The organism is Streptomyces sp. EDA2-14 (genome assembly GCF_054963755.1).
Genome location: NZ_JBUEGE010000006.1, coordinates 226,925 through 243,328 on the forward strand (window position 1 = coordinate 226,925; position 16,404 = coordinate 243,328).

Here is a 16,404-nt window from a genome sequence, read left to right on the forward strand (position 1 = left end):
GCTCCGGGCATGGAGATGAGCCTGCAGTTGACGATCGACTGTGCCGATCCGCAGAGCATGGTGGCCTTCTGGTCGGAGGCGCTGGGCTACGTGCCCGAGCCTCCGCCGGAGGGCCACTCCACATGGCGTGCCCACTGGGCGGCGATGGGGGTTCCCGAGGAGGAGTTGCCCGCCGGCGCCGGGGACATACCGGAGTCGATCGTCGATCCCGCGGGGCGTGGACCGCGGGTGTGGTTCCAGCAGGTTCCCGAGCCGAAGGCCGCCAAGAACCGCTGGCACTTCGACCTGAAGGTCGGCGGCGGCCGCGACGTCCCGCTGGACGTCCGCACACAGCGGGTCAAGGCCACGGTGGACCGGCTGGTCGGGGCCGGTGCCACCGTGCTGCGGATCAAGGACGAGCCCGGCACGGGGTTCTACGCCGCCGCCATGCGGGATCCTGAGGGCAATGAGTTCGACGTGGTGTGAGGACGGCCTACCCGGTCCCGCCGGCACGCGCCCGCCGCCGCGCGGGCGCCCCGCACGCGTAGAACACCAAGCCGATCACGACGAACAGCAGCAGCGGCAGCGCCTGGCTGAGCGTGTACGGCAGGCGCTGGCCCGCGAAGGACTCGGGCAAGGAGTCCGCCGGGTCGCCCGCCGTGCCGAACCAGCCCACCCCGAACCCGGGCCAGATCAGCACGACCACGGTGAACGCCACGAAGCCGGTGGCGAGCGCCGTCACGATCCAGGCGCCCACCCGGCCGCCCGGCACGGCGTAAGGGCGTTCCTGGTCGGGGTACTTGCGGCGCAGCACCGCGAGGCTGGGGAACGTGATGACGTAGGAGATGAACGTCGTGCTGATGGTCAGGCCGAGGCCCGCCGCGAAGTACTTCTCGCCGTCGCCGCCGGTGAGGTTGAGGGCGACGACGAACAGGATCGAACCGAGCACCGCGGACAGGATGTTCACCCGCACCGGAGTGCCGTGCTTCTCGGAGATGCGGCCCAGCCAGGCCGGGCCCGCGCCGTCCGCGCACGCCACGGCCTGCGCGCGGTGGGCGCCCATCGCCCAGGTCACACCAGAGGTGAGCAGGCCGATGATGAGGCCCGCGGCGGCGACTCCACCGAACACGGAGCCGAGCCCGGTGAGCGTCACCGTGCCGTCGGCCGCGATGGAGCCGCCGTAGACGGTGAAGACGGCCTTGCAGGCGTCGATGAAGCCGCCCAGGCTGCCGATCTCCTGGCTGGGCAGGACGAACAGGATGCCGAGGATGGGGCCTCCGTACAGGAGCACGGCGGCGAGGCCGGAGCGCAGGATCGACAGCGGGATGTCGCGGCGCGGGTTCTTCATCTCCTCGGCGGCGGAGCTGGGCAGTTCGAAGCCCACGTAGTTGAAGATGAGCACCGGGACGAGGGCCACGAAGCCCGCGTAGGTGGGCGTGAACTCGCCCGCCGGAAGGGCGTGCACGCCGTGTTCGGCGGCGTAGACGACGACGGAGACGAGGAAGAAGCCGAGCAGCACGACGCGCGCGACGGCGCCCGCGATGGGCACCCACTTGCCGATGCGCACGGACTGTACGACGGCGAGCGCACCGCCCCAGATGAAGACGAATCCGGCGACGTACTTCCACACGCCCGGCAGCGGCGTGAAGAACTCCTCCCAGGTGGTCAGCGCGATGATGCACAGGCTTCCGCCGACCCAGACCGGGTTGGAGATCCAGTACAGGAGCTGGTTGACGCCCGCGACGAGCCGCCCGAAGGCGAGGCGCGTCCACACGTAGGGGCCGCCCTGGACGGGAAAGGCGGAGCCGAGTTCGGCGACGAGCAGTCCGTAGGGGAGGAAGAAGACGACGGCCAGGATGACCATCCAGGTCAGTCCCTGCGGGCCCTGGGCCGCGACGGAGCCGATGGTGTCCAGGCCGACGAGCGTGCAGATGAGGAAGAACAGCACGTCCAGCCGGCGCAGATCCTTGCGCAGCCGTGAGCGCTGCTCGCCCCACCCTTCGGAGAGGTCGGGCTCGTCCCCGGTGGGCGGGGTCGGCGAGAGGGATGGCGCTTGGGTCACGATTGCTCCTGGCGAGGACGGCACGAAAACAACAGAGACAGCACTGACATCGACCGCGAGGCCTGCTGGGGCCGCGCTTACCCCCTGCCGACCTACTTATTGACTGAATAGACAGTCAGTAGTGGAACGTGACGCGACTGTGACCCGTGCGACGGGAAGCCGTCAAGAGGTGTGCGCCGGAACGAATCGGGCCACGGGAACAACTAGGCTTGCGGCGTGACCAGAGTCCGGTTGAGCGTGCCCGAGCGGCGCGAAGAGCTGCTGCGAGCCGCCATCGAGCAGATCGAGGTGCGCGGGGTCGCCGCCGTGCGCATCGCCGACGTGGCATCGGCGCTCGGCGTGAGCAACGCGCTGGTGCTGTACCACTTCTCGACGAAGGAGAAGCTCGTCGCGGCCGCGTTCGCGCACGCGGCCGAGGGCGACCTGGCGCATCTGCGCAAGCTGCTCGGCCGCCGCACGACGGCCCTGAAGCGGCTGCGCGCCGCGGTGCGCTGGTACGCGCCGACGGGGCAGGCCAAGGGCTGGCGGCTGTGGATCGAGGGCTGGGCCGCGGCGCTGCGCGAGCCCGCGCTGCGGGAGGTCACGCGGGACCTCGACCGGCAGTGGAAGGCGGCGCTCGCGGAGGTGATCGCCGAGGGCGTGGCGGCCGGCGAGTTCGGCTGCCCGGACCCGATGGGGGCGGCGCTGCGGCTGACGGCGCTGCTGGACGGGCTCGCCGTGCAGATGACGGCGTACGAGGGCGAGCGGGGCACGGTGTCGCGCACCCGCATGCAGGAGTGGGTGGACGAGGCACTCGCCCGCGAACTGGGCCTGGATCGGGCGGAGTTGACGGGGGCGGGGCGCTGACGGGAGACCGTCAGCGCCGCCGTACCGCCGCGAGGAAAGGCGTCAGGACGCGGACTGCAGGTGCGCCTTGACGGTGTGCGGGTCGACGAAGCCCTTGGCCTGCACGCGGTCGCCGGAGGACTCGCCGCGCAGCCGGCGCCCGATCCAGGGCACCAGGAACTCGCGGGCCCAGTGGATGTCGTCGCGCCGCACCTCGAACGTGCCGCGCGGCGGCAGCATCGGCCACGCCTGCTCGGGGTCGGCCGGCACCTCGATGCCGAGCGCCTGCCCTGCGCGCAGCGCCACCCGCGTGTGCCCCTCGGGCGAGAGGTGCAGGCGGTCCTCGTCCCAGGCCCGGCGGTCCTGGATGGACTTCAGGGACCACAGGTCGAGCATCGCGCAGCCGTACCGGTCGGCGATGGCCCGCACGTGCATGTTGTAGGTGGCGATCTTGCCGCGCAGGTGCTTGAGCACCGCCACGTCACGGGTGTCGAAGCCGGTGGCCAGCATCACGGTCCCGGCCGAGTCGGCGAGGGTGGCGACGGCCTTCTCGAAGCGCTCGGCCACGTCGTCCGGGTCGGTGCCGGGGCGGATGATGTCGTTGCCGCCGGCGACCAGGGTCACGAGGTCGGGGGCGAGCTCGACCGCCTTGGGCACCTGGTCGGCGACGATCTGGTCGAGGAGCTTGCCCCGCACGGCCAGGTTCGCGTACTGGAAGGTGTCCTCGGGCACGCGGTCGTCCAGGAGGACGGCGAGCCGGTCGGCCCAGCCCGCGAAGTTCCCGTCGGGGCCGGGGTCGCCGACGCCCTCGGTGAAGCTGTCGCCGACGGCCGCGTAGGACCGGATCGTGCCGTTGAGTGATTCCGTGAGTGCTCTCGATTCGTGTGCCACCCACGTATTTTCGCTCGCGAAAAGTGACCTACGCCATCGTAGGTAGGGGTTGACGCGTGGTGAGATACCCCACTCGCGATCCGGGGAATAAGTGCGCGCACGCGATTCGGCGCCCGGAGGGAATTCCCTCCGGGCGCCGAACGGAGCGGGCCGACGAGCCGCTACGACAGGTCTCAGGCGGTGACGCCGTGCTCGCTCAGGTAGGCGATCGGGTCGATGTCCGAGCCGTAGTCCGCGGTCGTGCGGACCTCGAAGTGCAGGTGCGGTCCGGTCACGTTGCCGGTCGCGCCGGACTTGGCGATCTCCTGGCCGGCCGTCACGGTCTGGCCCTGGGAGACGCCGATCGAGGACAGGTGGCCGTACTGGGAGAAGTGGCCGTCGGCGTGCTTGACGACGACCTCGTTGCCGTACGCGCCACCGGAGCCGGTCGACACGACGGTGCCGTCGGCGATCGACTTCACGGAGGTTCCGGTGGAGACCGAGAAGTCGGCGCCGGTGTGGCTGCCGCTGGACCACATGGAGCCGGAGTTGCCGTAGCCGTGACCCTGGGCGCCGTCGACCGGCGCCACGTAGTCGCCGGAGGCGGTGGTCTTGGCCTCGGCCTGCGTGGCGGTGGCCTTGCCCTCGGAGTCGGCCTGAGCCTCGCCGCCGAGGGTGAGCTTCATGCCGATCTCGATGCGGTCCGCGTCGGAGCCGACGACGCCCTTGTTGTCCTCGTACAGCTTCTTCCAGCCGCCGTCGACGTCCTGCGCCTTGGCGATCTTCGAGAGCGTGTCACCGGACTTCACGGTGTACGTGGTGGTGTCGGCGGTGGCGCCGGAGGTCGCGGCCGAGGCACTGCCGGCCCCCATGAGCGGGAGCGCGATCGCGGCCCCGCCCGCGGTGGCGACGGCGGCGACGCGGGCGATGCGGCGGGAGGTCGAAAGACGGTGCTTTCCCTTGGCGGGCATGGGTGTTTCCTCTCCGTCGCCTACGAGGTGAGCTGTCGGGTTCGGGCTGGAGATGCCCGGCCTCGCCCGCGGTGCGGACTCGGCTTCACCCCTAGCCGCTTCGGGAAATCCCTCCACGGCGTCGTGCGTGTGGGTCCCCCGCTCCTGCCGTGACGGGTTGTCGAAAGGGAATCCGGGCGGCGGCAGGACTAGGCGTTCCGACCGGAGTGATTGGTGACCGTAGGCGAACCGCAATGTCGACGACAACTGCCGAATTCACTTGCGGTCGCAATTCCTTGGGTTTCCGGGGCTTCCCTGTGTCACCCTGCGTCGACATTCTCCGCTTTACCAACGCCATACCTTCGGGAATTACTGGGGAGGCAATCCGGGCCGACTGCCACGCAGCGTCACGAACATGAGGCCGGTCACGCACACGCCCACAAGCCCCTCCGATCCGGGCACAGTTGCTACATATCCGGGCGAATCGGACAGATGGTTGCCTCTGGAACCGATGTCGTATCGTCAGGAGCGCGCCCGCCGGCGACTCAACGCCGGTGCACCGATTGGGAGGAGCCCCTGTGACGCAGCACGCACCGTCCACCGAGCCCGAGCTGACCGGAGTGCGCAACTTCCGCGACGTGGGCGGCCTGCCCACCGTGGACGGCCGACGCGTGCGCCAGGGCGTGCTCTTCCGCAGCGGCCACCTCGCCCACGCCACGGCCGAGGACGCGACCTTCCTGTCCTCCCTCGGCCTGCACACGGTCTTCGACTTCCGCAACGCGGCCGACCGGAAGCTGGAGGGCCCGGACGTCGACCTCCCCGGCGTGCGCAATCTGAACCTGCCGCTCAACGACCCGGCCGACGGCGCCGAGTTCTGGGCCATGGTCCGCGACGGCGACATCCAGCAGCTGCGCACGATCCTGTCGGAGGGACGCGCGGCGGAGCGGCTCGTCGAGTCCTACCGGACCATGATCAAGGAGCGCACCGGCGAGCACAGCCGCATCCTGCACTCGCTCGCCGAGGACAGCCTGCCCGCACTGATGCACTGCGCGGCGGGCAAGGACCGGGCGGGCCTGTCGATCGCGGTGACGCTGCTCGCGGTGGGCGTGGAGCGCGACGCCATCGAGGCGGACTACCTCAAGTCGAACGAGAAGCACCGCCGCTACAAGGTGCACCGCACCGCCGCGTCGAAGGACGCCTACTCCGACGAGGTCATGGAGCTGCTCAGCCCGCTCTTCGACGCCCGCGTCGAGTACCTGAACGCGGGCCTGGAGACCATCGAGGAGCAGTGGGGCAGCACGGACCGCTACCTCGAAGAGGGCCTGAAGGTGACGTCCGCGACGCGCGAGCGGCTGCGCGAGCGCCTGCTGGACTGAGCGCCGCTCCCGCCGGGCAGCCGCGTCAGCGGCTGCCGCCCAGCGTGAACAGCAGATAGATGAACGCGGCCAGAGCGTGCCCCGCGAAGACGTACACGAGGACCCGCACCAGGATGCCGCGCGGCAGCTTGTCCTCGATGTCGCGGCGGTCGGGGCGCGCGGTCGGCCCGGTGGTGTCACCCATGGCGGTTCTCCTTTACCGGTCCCGATGCCGGGCCGAGGCACAGCGCGGCCGTCGGGCTCTGCAGCAGGGTGTGGACGAAGAGGAAGTCGACGCCGCCCTGGTCGACGGCGGCGATCCGGTGCGGGGTGAGCGAGTCGAAGTGCGAGCTGTCCCCCGGATCGAGCCGGTAGGACGTGTCCCCGAGCCGCAGCCGGAGCCGCCCCGACAGCACGTACAGCCACTCCTCGCCGGGGTGCACGCGCACGACGTCGCCCTGCGAGCCGTACGGCGCGTGGACCCGCAGCGCCTGCATGCCCCGGCCGTGCGAGCCGGCCTGCTGGTACGTCCAGCCGCCGGCCTCGGTGGGCTCCAGGGTGCCGCCGCGGACGACCGCGTCCCGGTCGGCGGGGGCCTCGCCGAGCAGCTCGGAGACCGTCGTACCGTAGATGCGGGCGAGGGAGAGCAGCATCGGCAGCGAGGGCTGGCGCTGTCCGGTCTCCAGGCGGGAGAGGTGCGCCGGGGACAGACCGGCGGATGCGGCGGCGGCCTCCAGGGTGAGGGCGGCGCGGCGGCGCAGTTCGCGGAGCTGGGGCGCGACGGCGGGCAGTTCCGGGGATTCCGGGACCACCGCACCGTCCGCCTCGTCCGGTGGGACGGCAGGGCTCATACCGTCGATTGAGCCAGAGCCCTGCCCGAGCGGCAAATTTATTGCCTCAGAGGCAAAAGACCCGATCGGTGAAGGTCAGCGGTTCGCCACCGCCTGCTTGATCAGTGTCTTGCCGAAGTCCCACATCAGTCCTCCCCCGCTGTGCGCGTCGTCCATGACCGCGGTGAACGCCGCGACGAACCGCTCGACGTCGGCCTCGTCCACCACGAGTGGCGGGATCAGCTTGATGACTTCGAGGTGGTCGCCGGAGACCTGGGTGAGGATCCGGTGCTTCTGGAGCAGCGGCACCACGACCATCTGCGCGAACAGGCCCTTGCGCGCGGCCTGCAGCATGGTCCAGCGGCTGCGCAGCTTCAGCGACGTGGGCCGCCCGAACTCGATGCCGATCATCAGGCCGCGCCCGCGCACGTCGCTCAACAGCTCGTAGCGGTCGATGAGTTCGGTGAGCCGGGACTTCAGCAACTCGCCCATGGCCCGCGCGCCCGCGACGGTCTCTTCCTCCTCCATGACCGACAGGACCGCGAGGCCGGCCGCCATCGCCTGCGCGTTGGCGCCGAAGCTCGCCGAGTGGACGAGGACCCGGTCCATCGACGAGTAGACCTTCTTGAAGATCCAGTCCTTGCCGAGCGTCGCGCCGACCGGCACGTACCCGCCGGAGAGCGCCTTGGCGACGCACACCAGGTCGGGTTCGACGCCGTCCTCGTGCTGGTAGGCGTAGAAGTCGCCGGTGCGGCCGAGGCCGGTCTGCACCTCGTCGGCGATCAGCAGCGCCTTGTGCTTGCGGAGCAGCTCCTGCGCGGCCCGCAGGTAGCCGGGCGGCGCCTCGTGCACGCCCTTGCCCTGGATCGGTTCGACGATGAGCCCGGCGACGTCCCCCTTCTTCAACTCCCTTGCCAGCGCGTCGAGATCGCCGAGCGGGACGGGGGTGTCGGGCAGCAGCGGGGCGAAGCCGTCGCGGAAGCCGTCCTCGCCGTTGACCGAGAGGGAGCCGGTGGTCAGTCCGTGGAAGGCGTGCGCGCAGTACAGGATCCGCGGCCTGCCGGTCGCGTACCGGGCGAACTTCAGGGCCGTCTCGACGGCCTCCGTGCCGCTGTTGCCGAAGAACACCCGGTCCAGGTGCGGGCTGTGCGCCACCAGCTTCTCGGCGAGCAGGCCCGGCAGCGGCTGGCAGTCGAAGCGGGTCAGGTCGGCGAGCGAGGCGTCGAGCACGTCGTGCAGCGCCTTGCGGACGACGGGGTGGTGCCGGCCGAGGCCCATGACGCCGAATCCGGCGAGCATGTCCAGGTAGTCGTTTCCGTCCGCGTCCCAGAAGTGCGCGCCCTCGGCCCGCTCGTAGACCTTGTCGAAGCCGATGGTGTGCAGCATCTTCGGCAGCTGGTGGTTGAGGTACTTGGCGTGCAGCTCGTACCGTTCGGCGCCGCGCTCGGCGAGCAGCGTGCCGAGGTCGAACTCCTTGCTCATGCGTTGATCTCCTTGCCGGACTCGACGGGGCCCGCTTCTTCGGACCGCGCCGCCTTGAAGCCGAGGCTCGCCGCGATCCGCCCCGCGATCTCCACGGGCGTCAGGCCGATGTCGGCGAGCACCTCGCCCCGCTTGGCATGCGCCAGGAACTGCTCGGGGATGCCGAAGCGCCGTACGGGGACGTCGACCTCGGCCTCGCCGAGGGCGAGCGCGACGGCCGAGCCGACGCCGGCCGCCTTGCTGTTGTCCTCGACGACGGCGACCAGTTCGTGCGCGGCGGCCAGCGGCGCGAGATCGGGGTCGACGGGCTTGACCCAGCGCGGGTCGACCACCGTGCAGTCGATGCCGCGCTCCTCAAGCAGCTCGGCCGCCTGGAGGCACACCGGCGCCATGACACCGACCGCGACGAGCAGCACGCGCGGGTGCGCGGCGCGGTGCAGCACGTCGATGCCGCCGATGCGGTCGACGGCGGCGATCGGCTCGCCCACCGACTCCTTGGGGAAGCGCAGCATGGTCGGCGCGTCGTCCACGGCGACGGCCTCCCGCAGCTGGGCCCGGAGCTGGTCGGCGTCGCGCGGCGCGGCGATCCGCAGGCCCGGCACGACCTGGAGCACGGACATGTCCCACATCCCGTTGTGGGAGGGCCCGTCGGCGCCGGTGACGCCGGCCCGGTCGAGCACGAAGGTGACCCCGCACTTGTGCAGCGCGACGTCCATGAGCAGCTGGTCGAAGGCCCGGTTGAGGAAGGTGGCGTACACCGCGACGACCGGGTGCAGCCCGCCGGTGGCGAGTCCGGCGGCCGACACGGCGGCGTGCTGCTCGGCGATCCCGACGTCCCACACCCGGTCGGGGAACTCCTCGGCGAACTTGGTGAGGCCCACCGGGTGCAGCATCGCGGCGGTGATCGCGACGACGTCCTCCCGCGCCCGCCCGATCGCCACGATCTCGTCGCCGAACACGGAGGTCCACGAGGGGCCGTTGGACGGGGCGAGCGGCTCGCAGGTGAGCGGGTCCATCACGCCGACGGTGTGGAAGCGGTCGGCCTCGTCGGCGAGCGCGGGCTCGTAGCCGCGGCCCTTCTCGGTCAGGCAGTGCACGAGCACCGGACCGTGGAAGCGCTTGGCGCGCCGCAGCGCCGACTCCACCGCGCCCGTGTCGTGGCCGTCGATGGGACCGACGTACTTCAGGCCCAGGTCCTCGAACATGCCCTGCGGCGCGAACGCGTCCTTGAAGCCTTTCTTGGCGCCGTGCAGCGACTCGTACACGGTGTGCCCGACGACGGGCGTGCGCAGCAGCACGTCCTTGCCCCAGGCCAGCACCTTCTCGTACGAGTCCGTGGTGCGCAGGGTCGCCAGGTGGTTGGCGAGGCCGCCGATGGTGGGCGCGTAACTGCGCTCGTTGTCGTTGACGACGATGATCAGCGGCCGGTCCTTGGCGGCCGCGATGTTGTTCAGCGCCTCCCAGGCCATCCCGCCGGTCAGCGCGCCGTCGCCGATGACGGCGACGGTGTGCCCGCGCTCGCCCTGTACCTGGCGGGCCTTGGCGAGGCCGTCGGCCCAGCCGAGTGCGGTGGAGGCGTGCGAGTTCTCCACGATGTCGTGCTCGGACTCCTCGCGCGAGGGATAGCCGGAGAGGCCGCCCTTGCCGCGCAGTTTGGAGAAGTCCTGGCGGCCCGTCAGAAGCTTGTGCACGTAGCTCTGGTGCCCGGTGTCCCACACGATGCGGTCGACCGGTGATTCGAAGACCCGGTGCAGCGCGATGGACAGTTCCACCACGCCCAGGTTCGGTCCGAGGTGTCCCCCCGTCCTCGCGACCGCGTGGATCAGGAACTCCCTGACCTCATGGGCCAGTTCGGCGATCTCCTCCTCGCTCAGTGCCTTCAGGTCGCGCGGCCCCCGGATCGTTTCCAGAATCGTCACGCTCGAGCCCCCTTCCCGTCCGTACGTAAGAACTCAAGCGACGGTGACGTCGGGCGCTCCCGACGCGACGCCGTCCTTCTCCATCTGTTCGGCGATCTTCATCGCCTCCTCGATCAGCGTCTCGACGATCTTCGACTCGGGGACGGTCTTGATGACCTCGCCCTTGACGAAGATCTGGCCCTTGCCGTTGCCGGACGCGACACCGAGGTCGGCCTCGCGGGCCTCTCCTGGGCCGTTGACCACGCAGCCCATGACGGCCACCCGCAGCGGCACCTCCATGCCGTCGAGCCCGGCGCTCACCTCGTCGGCGAGCTTGTAGACGTCGACCTGCGCGCGCCCGCAGGAGGGGCACGACACGATCTCCAGGCGGCGCTGCCGCAGGCCCAGCGACTCCAGGATCTGGATGCCGACCTTGCACTCCTCGGCGGGCGGCGCGGACAGCGAGACCCGGATGGTGTCGCCGATGCCCTCGCTCAGCAGCGCCCCGAAGGCCACCGCCGACTTGATGGTCCCCTGGAAGGCGGGCCCGGCCTCCGTGACGCCCAGGTGCAGCGGATAGTCGCAGGCGGCGGCGAGCTGCCGGTAGGCGTTGACCATCACCACGGGGTCGTTGTGCTTCACCGAGATCTTGATGTCGCGGAAGCCGTGCTCCTCGAAGAGGGACGCCTCCCACAGCGCCGACTCGACGAGCGCCTCCGGGGTCGCCCTCCCGTACTTCTCCAGCAGCCGCTTGTCGAGCGAACCGGCGTTGACGCCGATCCGGATCGGGGTGCCCGCCTCCGACGCGGCGTGCGCGATCTGCTTCACCTTGTCGTCGAACTGCTTGATGTTGCCCGGGTTCACGCGGACCGCCGCGCATCCGGCGTCGATGGCGGCGAACACGTACTTCGGCTGGAAGTGGATGTCCGCGATCACGGGGATCTGCGACTTGCGGGCGATGGTCGCGAGCGCGTCCGCGTCGTCCTGCGTGGGGCACGCCACCCGCACGATCTGGCAGCCCGAGGCCGTCAGTTCGGCGATCTGCTGCAGCGTGGCCCCGATGTCCGAGGTCCGTGTCGTCGTCATCGACTGCACGGACACCGGCGCGCCGCCTCCCACGGCCACCGGTCCGACCTGGATCTGACGGCTGACGCGCCGTTCAGCGATGGGTCGGACCGGCAGCTCGGGGAGGCCCAGTGAGACAGGCTCTCCGGCATTCACGACGCCGTCACCCACGGTTCCCGGCAACGGTCTCGGACATGGCGCGGATCGACTCCTTGAGCGAGCCCATGGTGGCGAGCACGGCCGTCGGCTCGTAGCCGCAGTGCGCCATGCAGTTGTCGCAGCGCGGGTCCTTGCCGCGCCCGTAGGCGTCCCAGTCGGTCTTCTCGATGAGCTCCTTGTACGTGGGCACGTAGCCGTCGGCCATCAGGTAGCAGGGCTTCTGCCAGCCGAACAGCGAGTAGTTCGGGATCGCCCACGCGGTGCACGGGAAGTCGACCTTGCCCTCGAGGAAGTCGAGGAACAGCGGCGAGTGGTTGAGCCGCCAGCGCCGCCGGTTGCCGCCCGTGAACGCCTTCTTGAACAGCTCGCGGGTCTGCGTGACGCCCAGGAAGTGGTCCTGGTCGGGCGCCTTCTCGTAGGCGTACGCGGGCGAGATCATCATCTCGTCGACCTGGAGGTCGTCGTTGAGGTAGTTGAGCACCTCGATGATGTTCTGCGGGGTGTCCGTGTTGAAGAAGGTCGAGTTCGTGGTGACCCGGAAGCCGCGCCGCTTGGCCTCCTTGATCGCCTCGACCGCCTCGTCGAAGACACCTTCCTTGGCGACGGACTCGTCGTGCCGCTCGCGCATGCCGTCGATGTGCACGGTGAAGGCGAAGAACGGCGAGGGCGTGAACTTGTCCATCTTCTTGCGCAGCAGCATGGCGTTGGTGCACAGGAAGACGTACTTCTTCTTGGCCACCAACTGGCGCACGATCTCGTCGATCTGAGGGTGCATCAGCGGCTCGCCACCGGCGATGGACACCATCGGCGCGCCCGACTCCAGGACAGCGCCGACGGCCTGGGCGACCGGCATGCGCTGCTTGAGCACCCCGGCCGGGTGCTGGATCTTTCCGCAGCCCTCGCACTTCAGATTGCAGGCGAAGAGCGGTTCGAGTTCGACGATGAGCGGAAACTTGTCCCGCCGGCGGATCTTCTGTTCAGCGAGATATGTCGCAACCTTGATGGACTGGCGAAGCGGCATGGCCATCTGGCTCACCTCCGAGGGAGCAGCAAAGAACGGTGCCATTCAAAAAAAGCGGGCAGGACGGCACGAAGGACACGGAAAGCCGATAGTCCACCGCGAAGCGTGCCGATCCGGACGAGTTCATGTTCAGGAGCGTCCACGACCACCCGGACGGCGGCAACCGGACGCCTCCCGGCGCCACCGGCGGCCCGCAGGGTCGCGGCCGACTCCATGTCGACGGCGATCGCGCCGGTCGCCAGCAGGTCGCCGCGCTCGTGACCGCGCACCACGTGGTCCGAGCCGGTCAGCGGCCCGGTGTGCACGGTCCTGCCGGGCACGGCCCGTACCAGCTCCTTGACCAGGAGGTCCGTGCCCGCGCACGGCGTGCTGCCGTGCGCGTCACGGGTCTCCTCGGCCACGACCAGGTCGCCGGGGTGCATGCCGGGCGCGAGCCCGGCACAGAACCCGGTGGCGAGCACGGCGGCGTCGCGCAGCGCGGCCCCGCCGAGCGCGTCGGTGACGGCGCGCTCGGCGGCCTTCGGCCCCATGCCCGTGCGCAGCACGGTCACGGGGCCCGTGGCCCCGACCCGGCTGCCGCTGCGCAGCGCGAGGTGCTCGATGCCGAGCGCGCAGGCGACCAGCAGCGGCGCGGACTCCGGTGGCCGGGCCACCGGCGATGCGGTCATCAGCTCCCCTTGGCGGCGGCGCCCTGGTCGCCGAACGGCTCGCCGTTGACGTACCGGCCGAGCGCGGTCAGCGGGAACACCTGCCGGTAGAGGTGGTAGTTGATCGAGAAGTCCCAGGGGAAGCCGGTCCCGGTGAAGTACGGCTCGTCCCAGGTGCCGTCCTCGGTCTGGGTCTCGGCGAGGAAGGAGACGCCGCGCTCGACGGCCTTGGACTCCCGCTCCCCCGCCGCGAGCAGCGCGAGCAGCGCCCACCCGGTCTGCGAGGCGGTGGAGACGCCGTGCCCCTTCCAGTCCTCGTAGCGGTACGAGCGCAGGTCCTCGCCCCAGCCGCCGTCCTCGTTCTGCACGGACTCCAGCCAGGCCACGGCCCGGCGGATCGCGGGGTGCGAGGCGGGCAGCCCGGCCGCGGTCAGGGCGGGCACCACGGAACCGGTGCCGTAGACGTAGTTGACGCCCCAGCGGCCGAACCAGGCGCCGTTGTCCTCCTGCTCGGCGAGCAGCCACTCGATGCCGCGGCGGGTGCGCGGGTCGTGGGAGAGGCCCTCCACGGCGAGCATCTCCACGACGTGCCCGGTGACGTCGGCGGACGGCGGGTCGATGACCTCACCGAAGTCGCAGAACGGCAGCCGGTTGGGGAACGGGCTGGTGTTGTCGACGTCGAAGGCGCCCCACGCGCCGTTCTTCGACTGCATGCCGAGGTTCCAGCGCACGCCGCGCTCGATGGCCTTCTCCAGGCGCGCCCGGTCGGGGTGGGCGACGCGGCGCAGCGCGAGCGCGACCTCGGCGGTGTCGTCGATGTCGGGGTAGTTGTCGTTGTGGAACTCGAAGGCCCAGCCGCCCGGTTCGAGCGCGGGCCGGCGCACCGACCAGTCGCCGGGCCGGTCGATCTGCTCGGTGAGCATCCACTCGGCGGCCCTGACCAGCGCCGGGTGGTCGGCGGGCAGGCCCGCGTCCGCCAGCGCGATGGTCGCCAGGCACGTGTCCCACACGGGCGACTGGCAGGCCTCGATCATCCGGGCGCCGTCCTCGCGCCACACGGCGAACCGGTCCAGGGACTCCAACCCGGCCTTGAGGACGGGATGTTCGAGGTCGTAGCCGAGGAGATGGAGCGCGATGACGGAGTAGACGGCGGGCGGCTGGATACCGCCCCAGCAGCCGTCGTTCTCCTGCCGCTCGATGATCCAGCGGGCCGCGGAGTTGATCGCGGCCTTGCGCAGCGGCTTCAGGGCCACCTTGTGGTAGCCGTGCATGATCTTGTCGAGCCGCTGGAACGCGCCGTCCCAACTCGCCATCGGGGCGAAGGGCTTGGCGGGGTTCGGGTCGCGGGCGTCGGTGTGCAGCTCGTCCAGCGGGAACGGCGCGGGGCGCACCGGGCGCTTCGCGGACACGATGGTGAGCGGCACGATCGTCTGCCGGGCCCAGCAGCCGAAGTCGTAGATGTTGAGCGGCATCCACTTGGGGAAGTAGATGAGCTCCGGGGGCAGTTCGGGGAGGTCGTCCCACTTCCACCAGCCGAACAGGGCCAGCCAGATCCGGGTGAAGACGCGGCTCGCGGCGATGCCGCCGCGCTCGCGGATCCACGCGGAGGCCTTCGCCATGTGCGCGTCGTCCGGGGCGTCGCCGGCCAGGCGCAGCGCGACGTACGCCTCGATGGTGGTGGACAGCTCGCCGGGTCCGCCGTAGAAGGTGGCCCAGGTGCCGTCCTCGCGCTGCTCGCCGCGGATGAACAGGGCGGCGGCGTCGGTGGTGGCCTTGTCCCTGATGCCGAGGAACTGGCGCAGGAGCAGGTCCTCGGCGTCCATCGTCACGTTGGTGTCGAGGTCGCCCTTCCACCAGCCGCGGTCGTCCTGCCGCTCCAGCAGGAAGTCCGTGGCGCGCTGTATGGCTCGGCCGGCGGCGGCTTGTGTCCCGGCCGCCCCGGGGGTCGTGTCGGTCAGTTGGGCAGTGGTGGCCGAGGTCGCCTGCGGGGCCGTGGCCCCGGTGCTTCCGTCGGTCGTCGCTGTCATGGCTATCCCTTCATGCAGTGGTTCTGATGCTGGGTAACCGTCGGCCGGAGCCCTGGCGGGACACCGGCCGGCGACTGCGAGTCATATGCGGCCGATAGTGATCATCTCTTTCGGACGACGACGAAGTCGGCGAGCGCCACGAACTGGGCGCGCACCGTGGCTGACATCTGGACGGAGTCCAGGGCTTCGAGGGCGACGGCGTACTGGCGCCGCGCCTCCTCGGCGGTCCACTCGCGCCCGCCGGCCTCCTCGATGAGGGCGGCGCGGGCGGCGAAGTCCGCCTCGGTGAAGGTGTCGAAGTCGACGTCCTTGGCGTCCGCGGCGAGCAGTTCGCCGAGCCGCTCGGAGGCCGGGCCTCCGGCGCCGAGGGCGGCGACGACCGGGAGGGACTTCTTGCGCTGGCGCAGGTCGCTCCAGGTCTGCTTGCCGGTCGACTCGGGGTCGCCCCAGATGCCGAGCAGGTCGTCGACGGCCTGGAAGGCGAGGCCGAGGTGGTAGCCGTACTTCTCCAGGGCGTCGGCGGTCGCGTCGTCGGCGCCGCCGAGGACGGCGCCGATGGAGGAGGCGCAGGCGAGCAGGGCGCCCGTCTTGTTGCCCTCCATCTCCAGGCACTCCACGACGCTGACGCGCTCGCGGTGCTCGAAGCCGATGTCCTGTGCCTGCCCGTCGATCAGCGCGCGGCTGGCGGTGGTCAGGCGGCGCGTGGCGCGGCCCGCGTCGACGGACGCGATCTCCAGGAGGACCTCGTTGGCCAGGGCGAACAGGGCGTCGCCGACGAGGATCGCCTGCGCGGGGCCGTGCACCTTCCACACCGTGTCGCGGTGGCGGCGCTGCTCGTCGCCGTCCATCAGGTCGTCGTGCAGCAGCGAGAAGTTGTGGACGAGCTCGACGGCGACGGCGCCGGGCACGCCGACCTCCGGGGCGGCGCCCGCGGCCTGCGCGGACAGCACGGCGAGCGCGGGGCGCACGGCCTTGCCGCCGTCGCCGTCGGCCGGGTTGCCCGCCGCGTCGATCCAGCCGAAGTGGTAGGCGGCGACGGTGTCCATGGGGGGTGCCAGGCGGTCCACCGCCGCCTTGAGCACGGGCGTGGCCAGGGTTCGGCCGCGCTCCAGAAGCGCGGTCACGTCCACCGCGTCGGCAGCCTCTTGGGCCGAGGGCACAGGTGGCACAGTCTCTCCTTGTGTAACCGGATTCACCGTTGTCGGCTTTCCCACCGAGGGAAGGTCGCGGGTCA

15 protein-coding genes and 1 riboswitch are annotated in these 16,404 nt (G+C 70.7%); of the genes, 3 read left to right on the top strand and 12 right to left on the bottom strand.

Translation table 11 applies throughout. From position 1 onward, the window contains the following. Positions 1-9: 9 nt before the first annotated feature. Positions 10-465, top strand: coding sequence for a VOC family protein (locus tag ACY34M_RS18810; protein ID WP_462720351.1), 456 nt, complete (start codon positions 10-12; stop codon positions 463-465). Positions 466-472: 7 nt separating this feature from the next. Here ACY34M_RS18810 and ACY34M_RS18815 read toward each other — a convergent pair whose 3' ends face one another. Next, positions 473-2,041, bottom strand: a complete 1,569-nt coding sequence (locus tag ACY34M_RS18815) for an APC family permease (protein ID WP_462720352.1) — start codon at positions 2,039-2,041, stop codon at positions 473-475. Positions 2,042-2,257: 216 nt separating this feature from the next. Between ACY34M_RS18815 and ACY34M_RS18820 the strand changes: the two genes are divergently transcribed. Continuing rightward, positions 2,258-2,887 carry a TetR/AcrR family transcriptional regulator gene (locus ACY34M_RS18820; RefSeq protein WP_462720353.1) on the top strand — a complete coding sequence of 210 codons (630 nt, stop codon included), beginning with the start codon at positions 2,258-2,260 and terminating at the stop codon, positions 2,885-2,887. Between the two features lie 42 nt (positions 2,888-2,929). Here ACY34M_RS18820 and ACY34M_RS18825 read toward each other — a convergent pair whose 3' ends face one another. Together ACY34M_RS18825 and ACY34M_RS18830 are read right to left on the bottom strand one after the other, a co-directional pair. Next, positions 2,930-3,757 carry an SGNH/GDSL hydrolase family protein gene (locus ACY34M_RS18825; protein ID WP_462720354.1) on the bottom strand — a complete coding sequence of 276 codons (828 nt, stop codon included), beginning with the start codon at positions 3,755-3,757 and terminating at the stop codon, positions 2,930-2,932. 173 nt (positions 3,758-3,930) lie between these two features. Next, positions 3,931-4,707 carry a M23 family metallopeptidase gene (locus ACY34M_RS18830; protein WP_462720355.1) on the bottom strand — a complete coding sequence of 259 codons (777 nt, stop codon included), beginning with the start codon at positions 4,705-4,707 and terminating at the stop codon, positions 3,931-3,933. Positions 4,708-4,709: 2 nt separating this feature from the next. After that, a riboswitch (cyclic di-AMP (ydaO/yuaA leader) is annotated at positions 4,710-4,880 on the bottom strand. Between the two features lie 384 nt (positions 4,881-5,264). On the opposite strand from ACY34M_RS18830, the gene ACY34M_RS18835 reads away from it, so the two are divergent. Continuing rightward, positions 5,265-6,062, top strand: a complete 798-nt coding sequence (locus ACY34M_RS18835) for a tyrosine-protein phosphatase (RefSeq protein WP_462720356.1) — start codon at positions 5,265-5,267, stop codon at positions 6,060-6,062. Positions 6,063-6,087: 25 nt separating this feature from the next. Here the strand turns inward: ACY34M_RS18835 and ACY34M_RS18840 are convergent, their stop codons facing one another. The 9 genes from ACY34M_RS18840 to ACY34M_RS18880 all read right to left on the bottom strand — a co-directional run bounded on the left by ACY34M_RS18840 (position 6,088) and on the right by ACY34M_RS18880 (position 16,384). Next, positions 6,088-6,246 (bottom strand): DUF6126 family protein, encoded by a 159-nt coding sequence (locus tag ACY34M_RS18840; protein ID WP_462720357.1) that lies wholly within the window; start codon positions 6,244-6,246, stop codon positions 6,088-6,090. Beyond that, the gene (locus tag ACY34M_RS18845) at positions 6,239-6,892 is read right to left on the bottom strand and encodes a helix-turn-helix domain-containing protein (RefSeq protein WP_462720358.1); all 654 of its coding nucleotides are present in this window, start codon (positions 6,890-6,892) and stop codon (positions 6,239-6,241) included. The genes ACY34M_RS18840 and ACY34M_RS18845 overlap by 8 nt, the downstream gene beginning before the upstream one ends. A 75-nt stretch (positions 6,893-6,967) precedes the next feature. After that, positions 6,968-8,353 (bottom strand): aspartate aminotransferase family protein, encoded by a 1,386-nt coding sequence (locus ACY34M_RS18850; protein ID WP_462720359.1) that lies wholly within the window; start codon positions 8,351-8,353, stop codon positions 6,968-6,970. Then, complete coding sequence (dxs, locus tag ACY34M_RS18855) at positions 8,350-10,272, bottom strand: 1-deoxy-D-xylulose-5-phosphate synthase (protein WP_462720360.1); 1,923 nt, start codon at positions 10,270-10,272, stop codon at positions 8,350-8,352. Before dxs ends, ACY34M_RS18850 begins: the two co-directional genes overlap by 4 nt. Before the next feature lie 33 nt (positions 10,273-10,305). Beyond that, complete coding sequence (gene ispG, locus ACY34M_RS18860; protein WP_462720361.1) at positions 10,306-11,472, bottom strand: flavodoxin-dependent (E)-4-hydroxy-3-methylbut-2-enyl-diphosphate synthase; 1,167 nt, start codon at positions 11,470-11,472, stop codon at positions 10,306-10,308. Between the two features lie 7 nt (positions 11,473-11,479). After that, positions 11,480-12,502, bottom strand: coding sequence for an adenosyl-hopene transferase HpnH (gene hpnH, locus ACY34M_RS18865; RefSeq protein WP_462720362.1), 1,023 nt, complete (start codon positions 12,500-12,502; stop codon positions 11,480-11,482). Positions 12,503-12,507: 5 nt separating this feature from the next. Beyond that, complete coding sequence (locus ACY34M_RS18870) at positions 12,508-13,164, bottom strand: phosphorylase family protein (RefSeq protein ID WP_462720363.1); 657 nt, start codon at positions 13,162-13,164, stop codon at positions 12,508-12,510. Then, positions 13,164-15,170, bottom strand: a complete 2,007-nt coding sequence (gene shc, locus ACY34M_RS18875; RefSeq protein WP_462720364.1) for a squalene--hopene cyclase — start codon at positions 15,168-15,170, stop codon at positions 13,164-13,166. Before shc ends, ACY34M_RS18870 begins: the two co-directional genes overlap by 1 nt. 101 nt (positions 15,171-15,271) lie before the next feature. Further along, positions 15,272-16,384 carry a polyprenyl synthetase family protein gene (locus ACY34M_RS18880; RefSeq protein WP_462720438.1) on the bottom strand — a complete coding sequence of 371 codons (1,113 nt, stop codon included), beginning with the start codon at positions 16,382-16,384 and terminating at the stop codon, positions 15,272-15,274. Positions 16,385-16,404 lie beyond the last annotated feature (20 nt).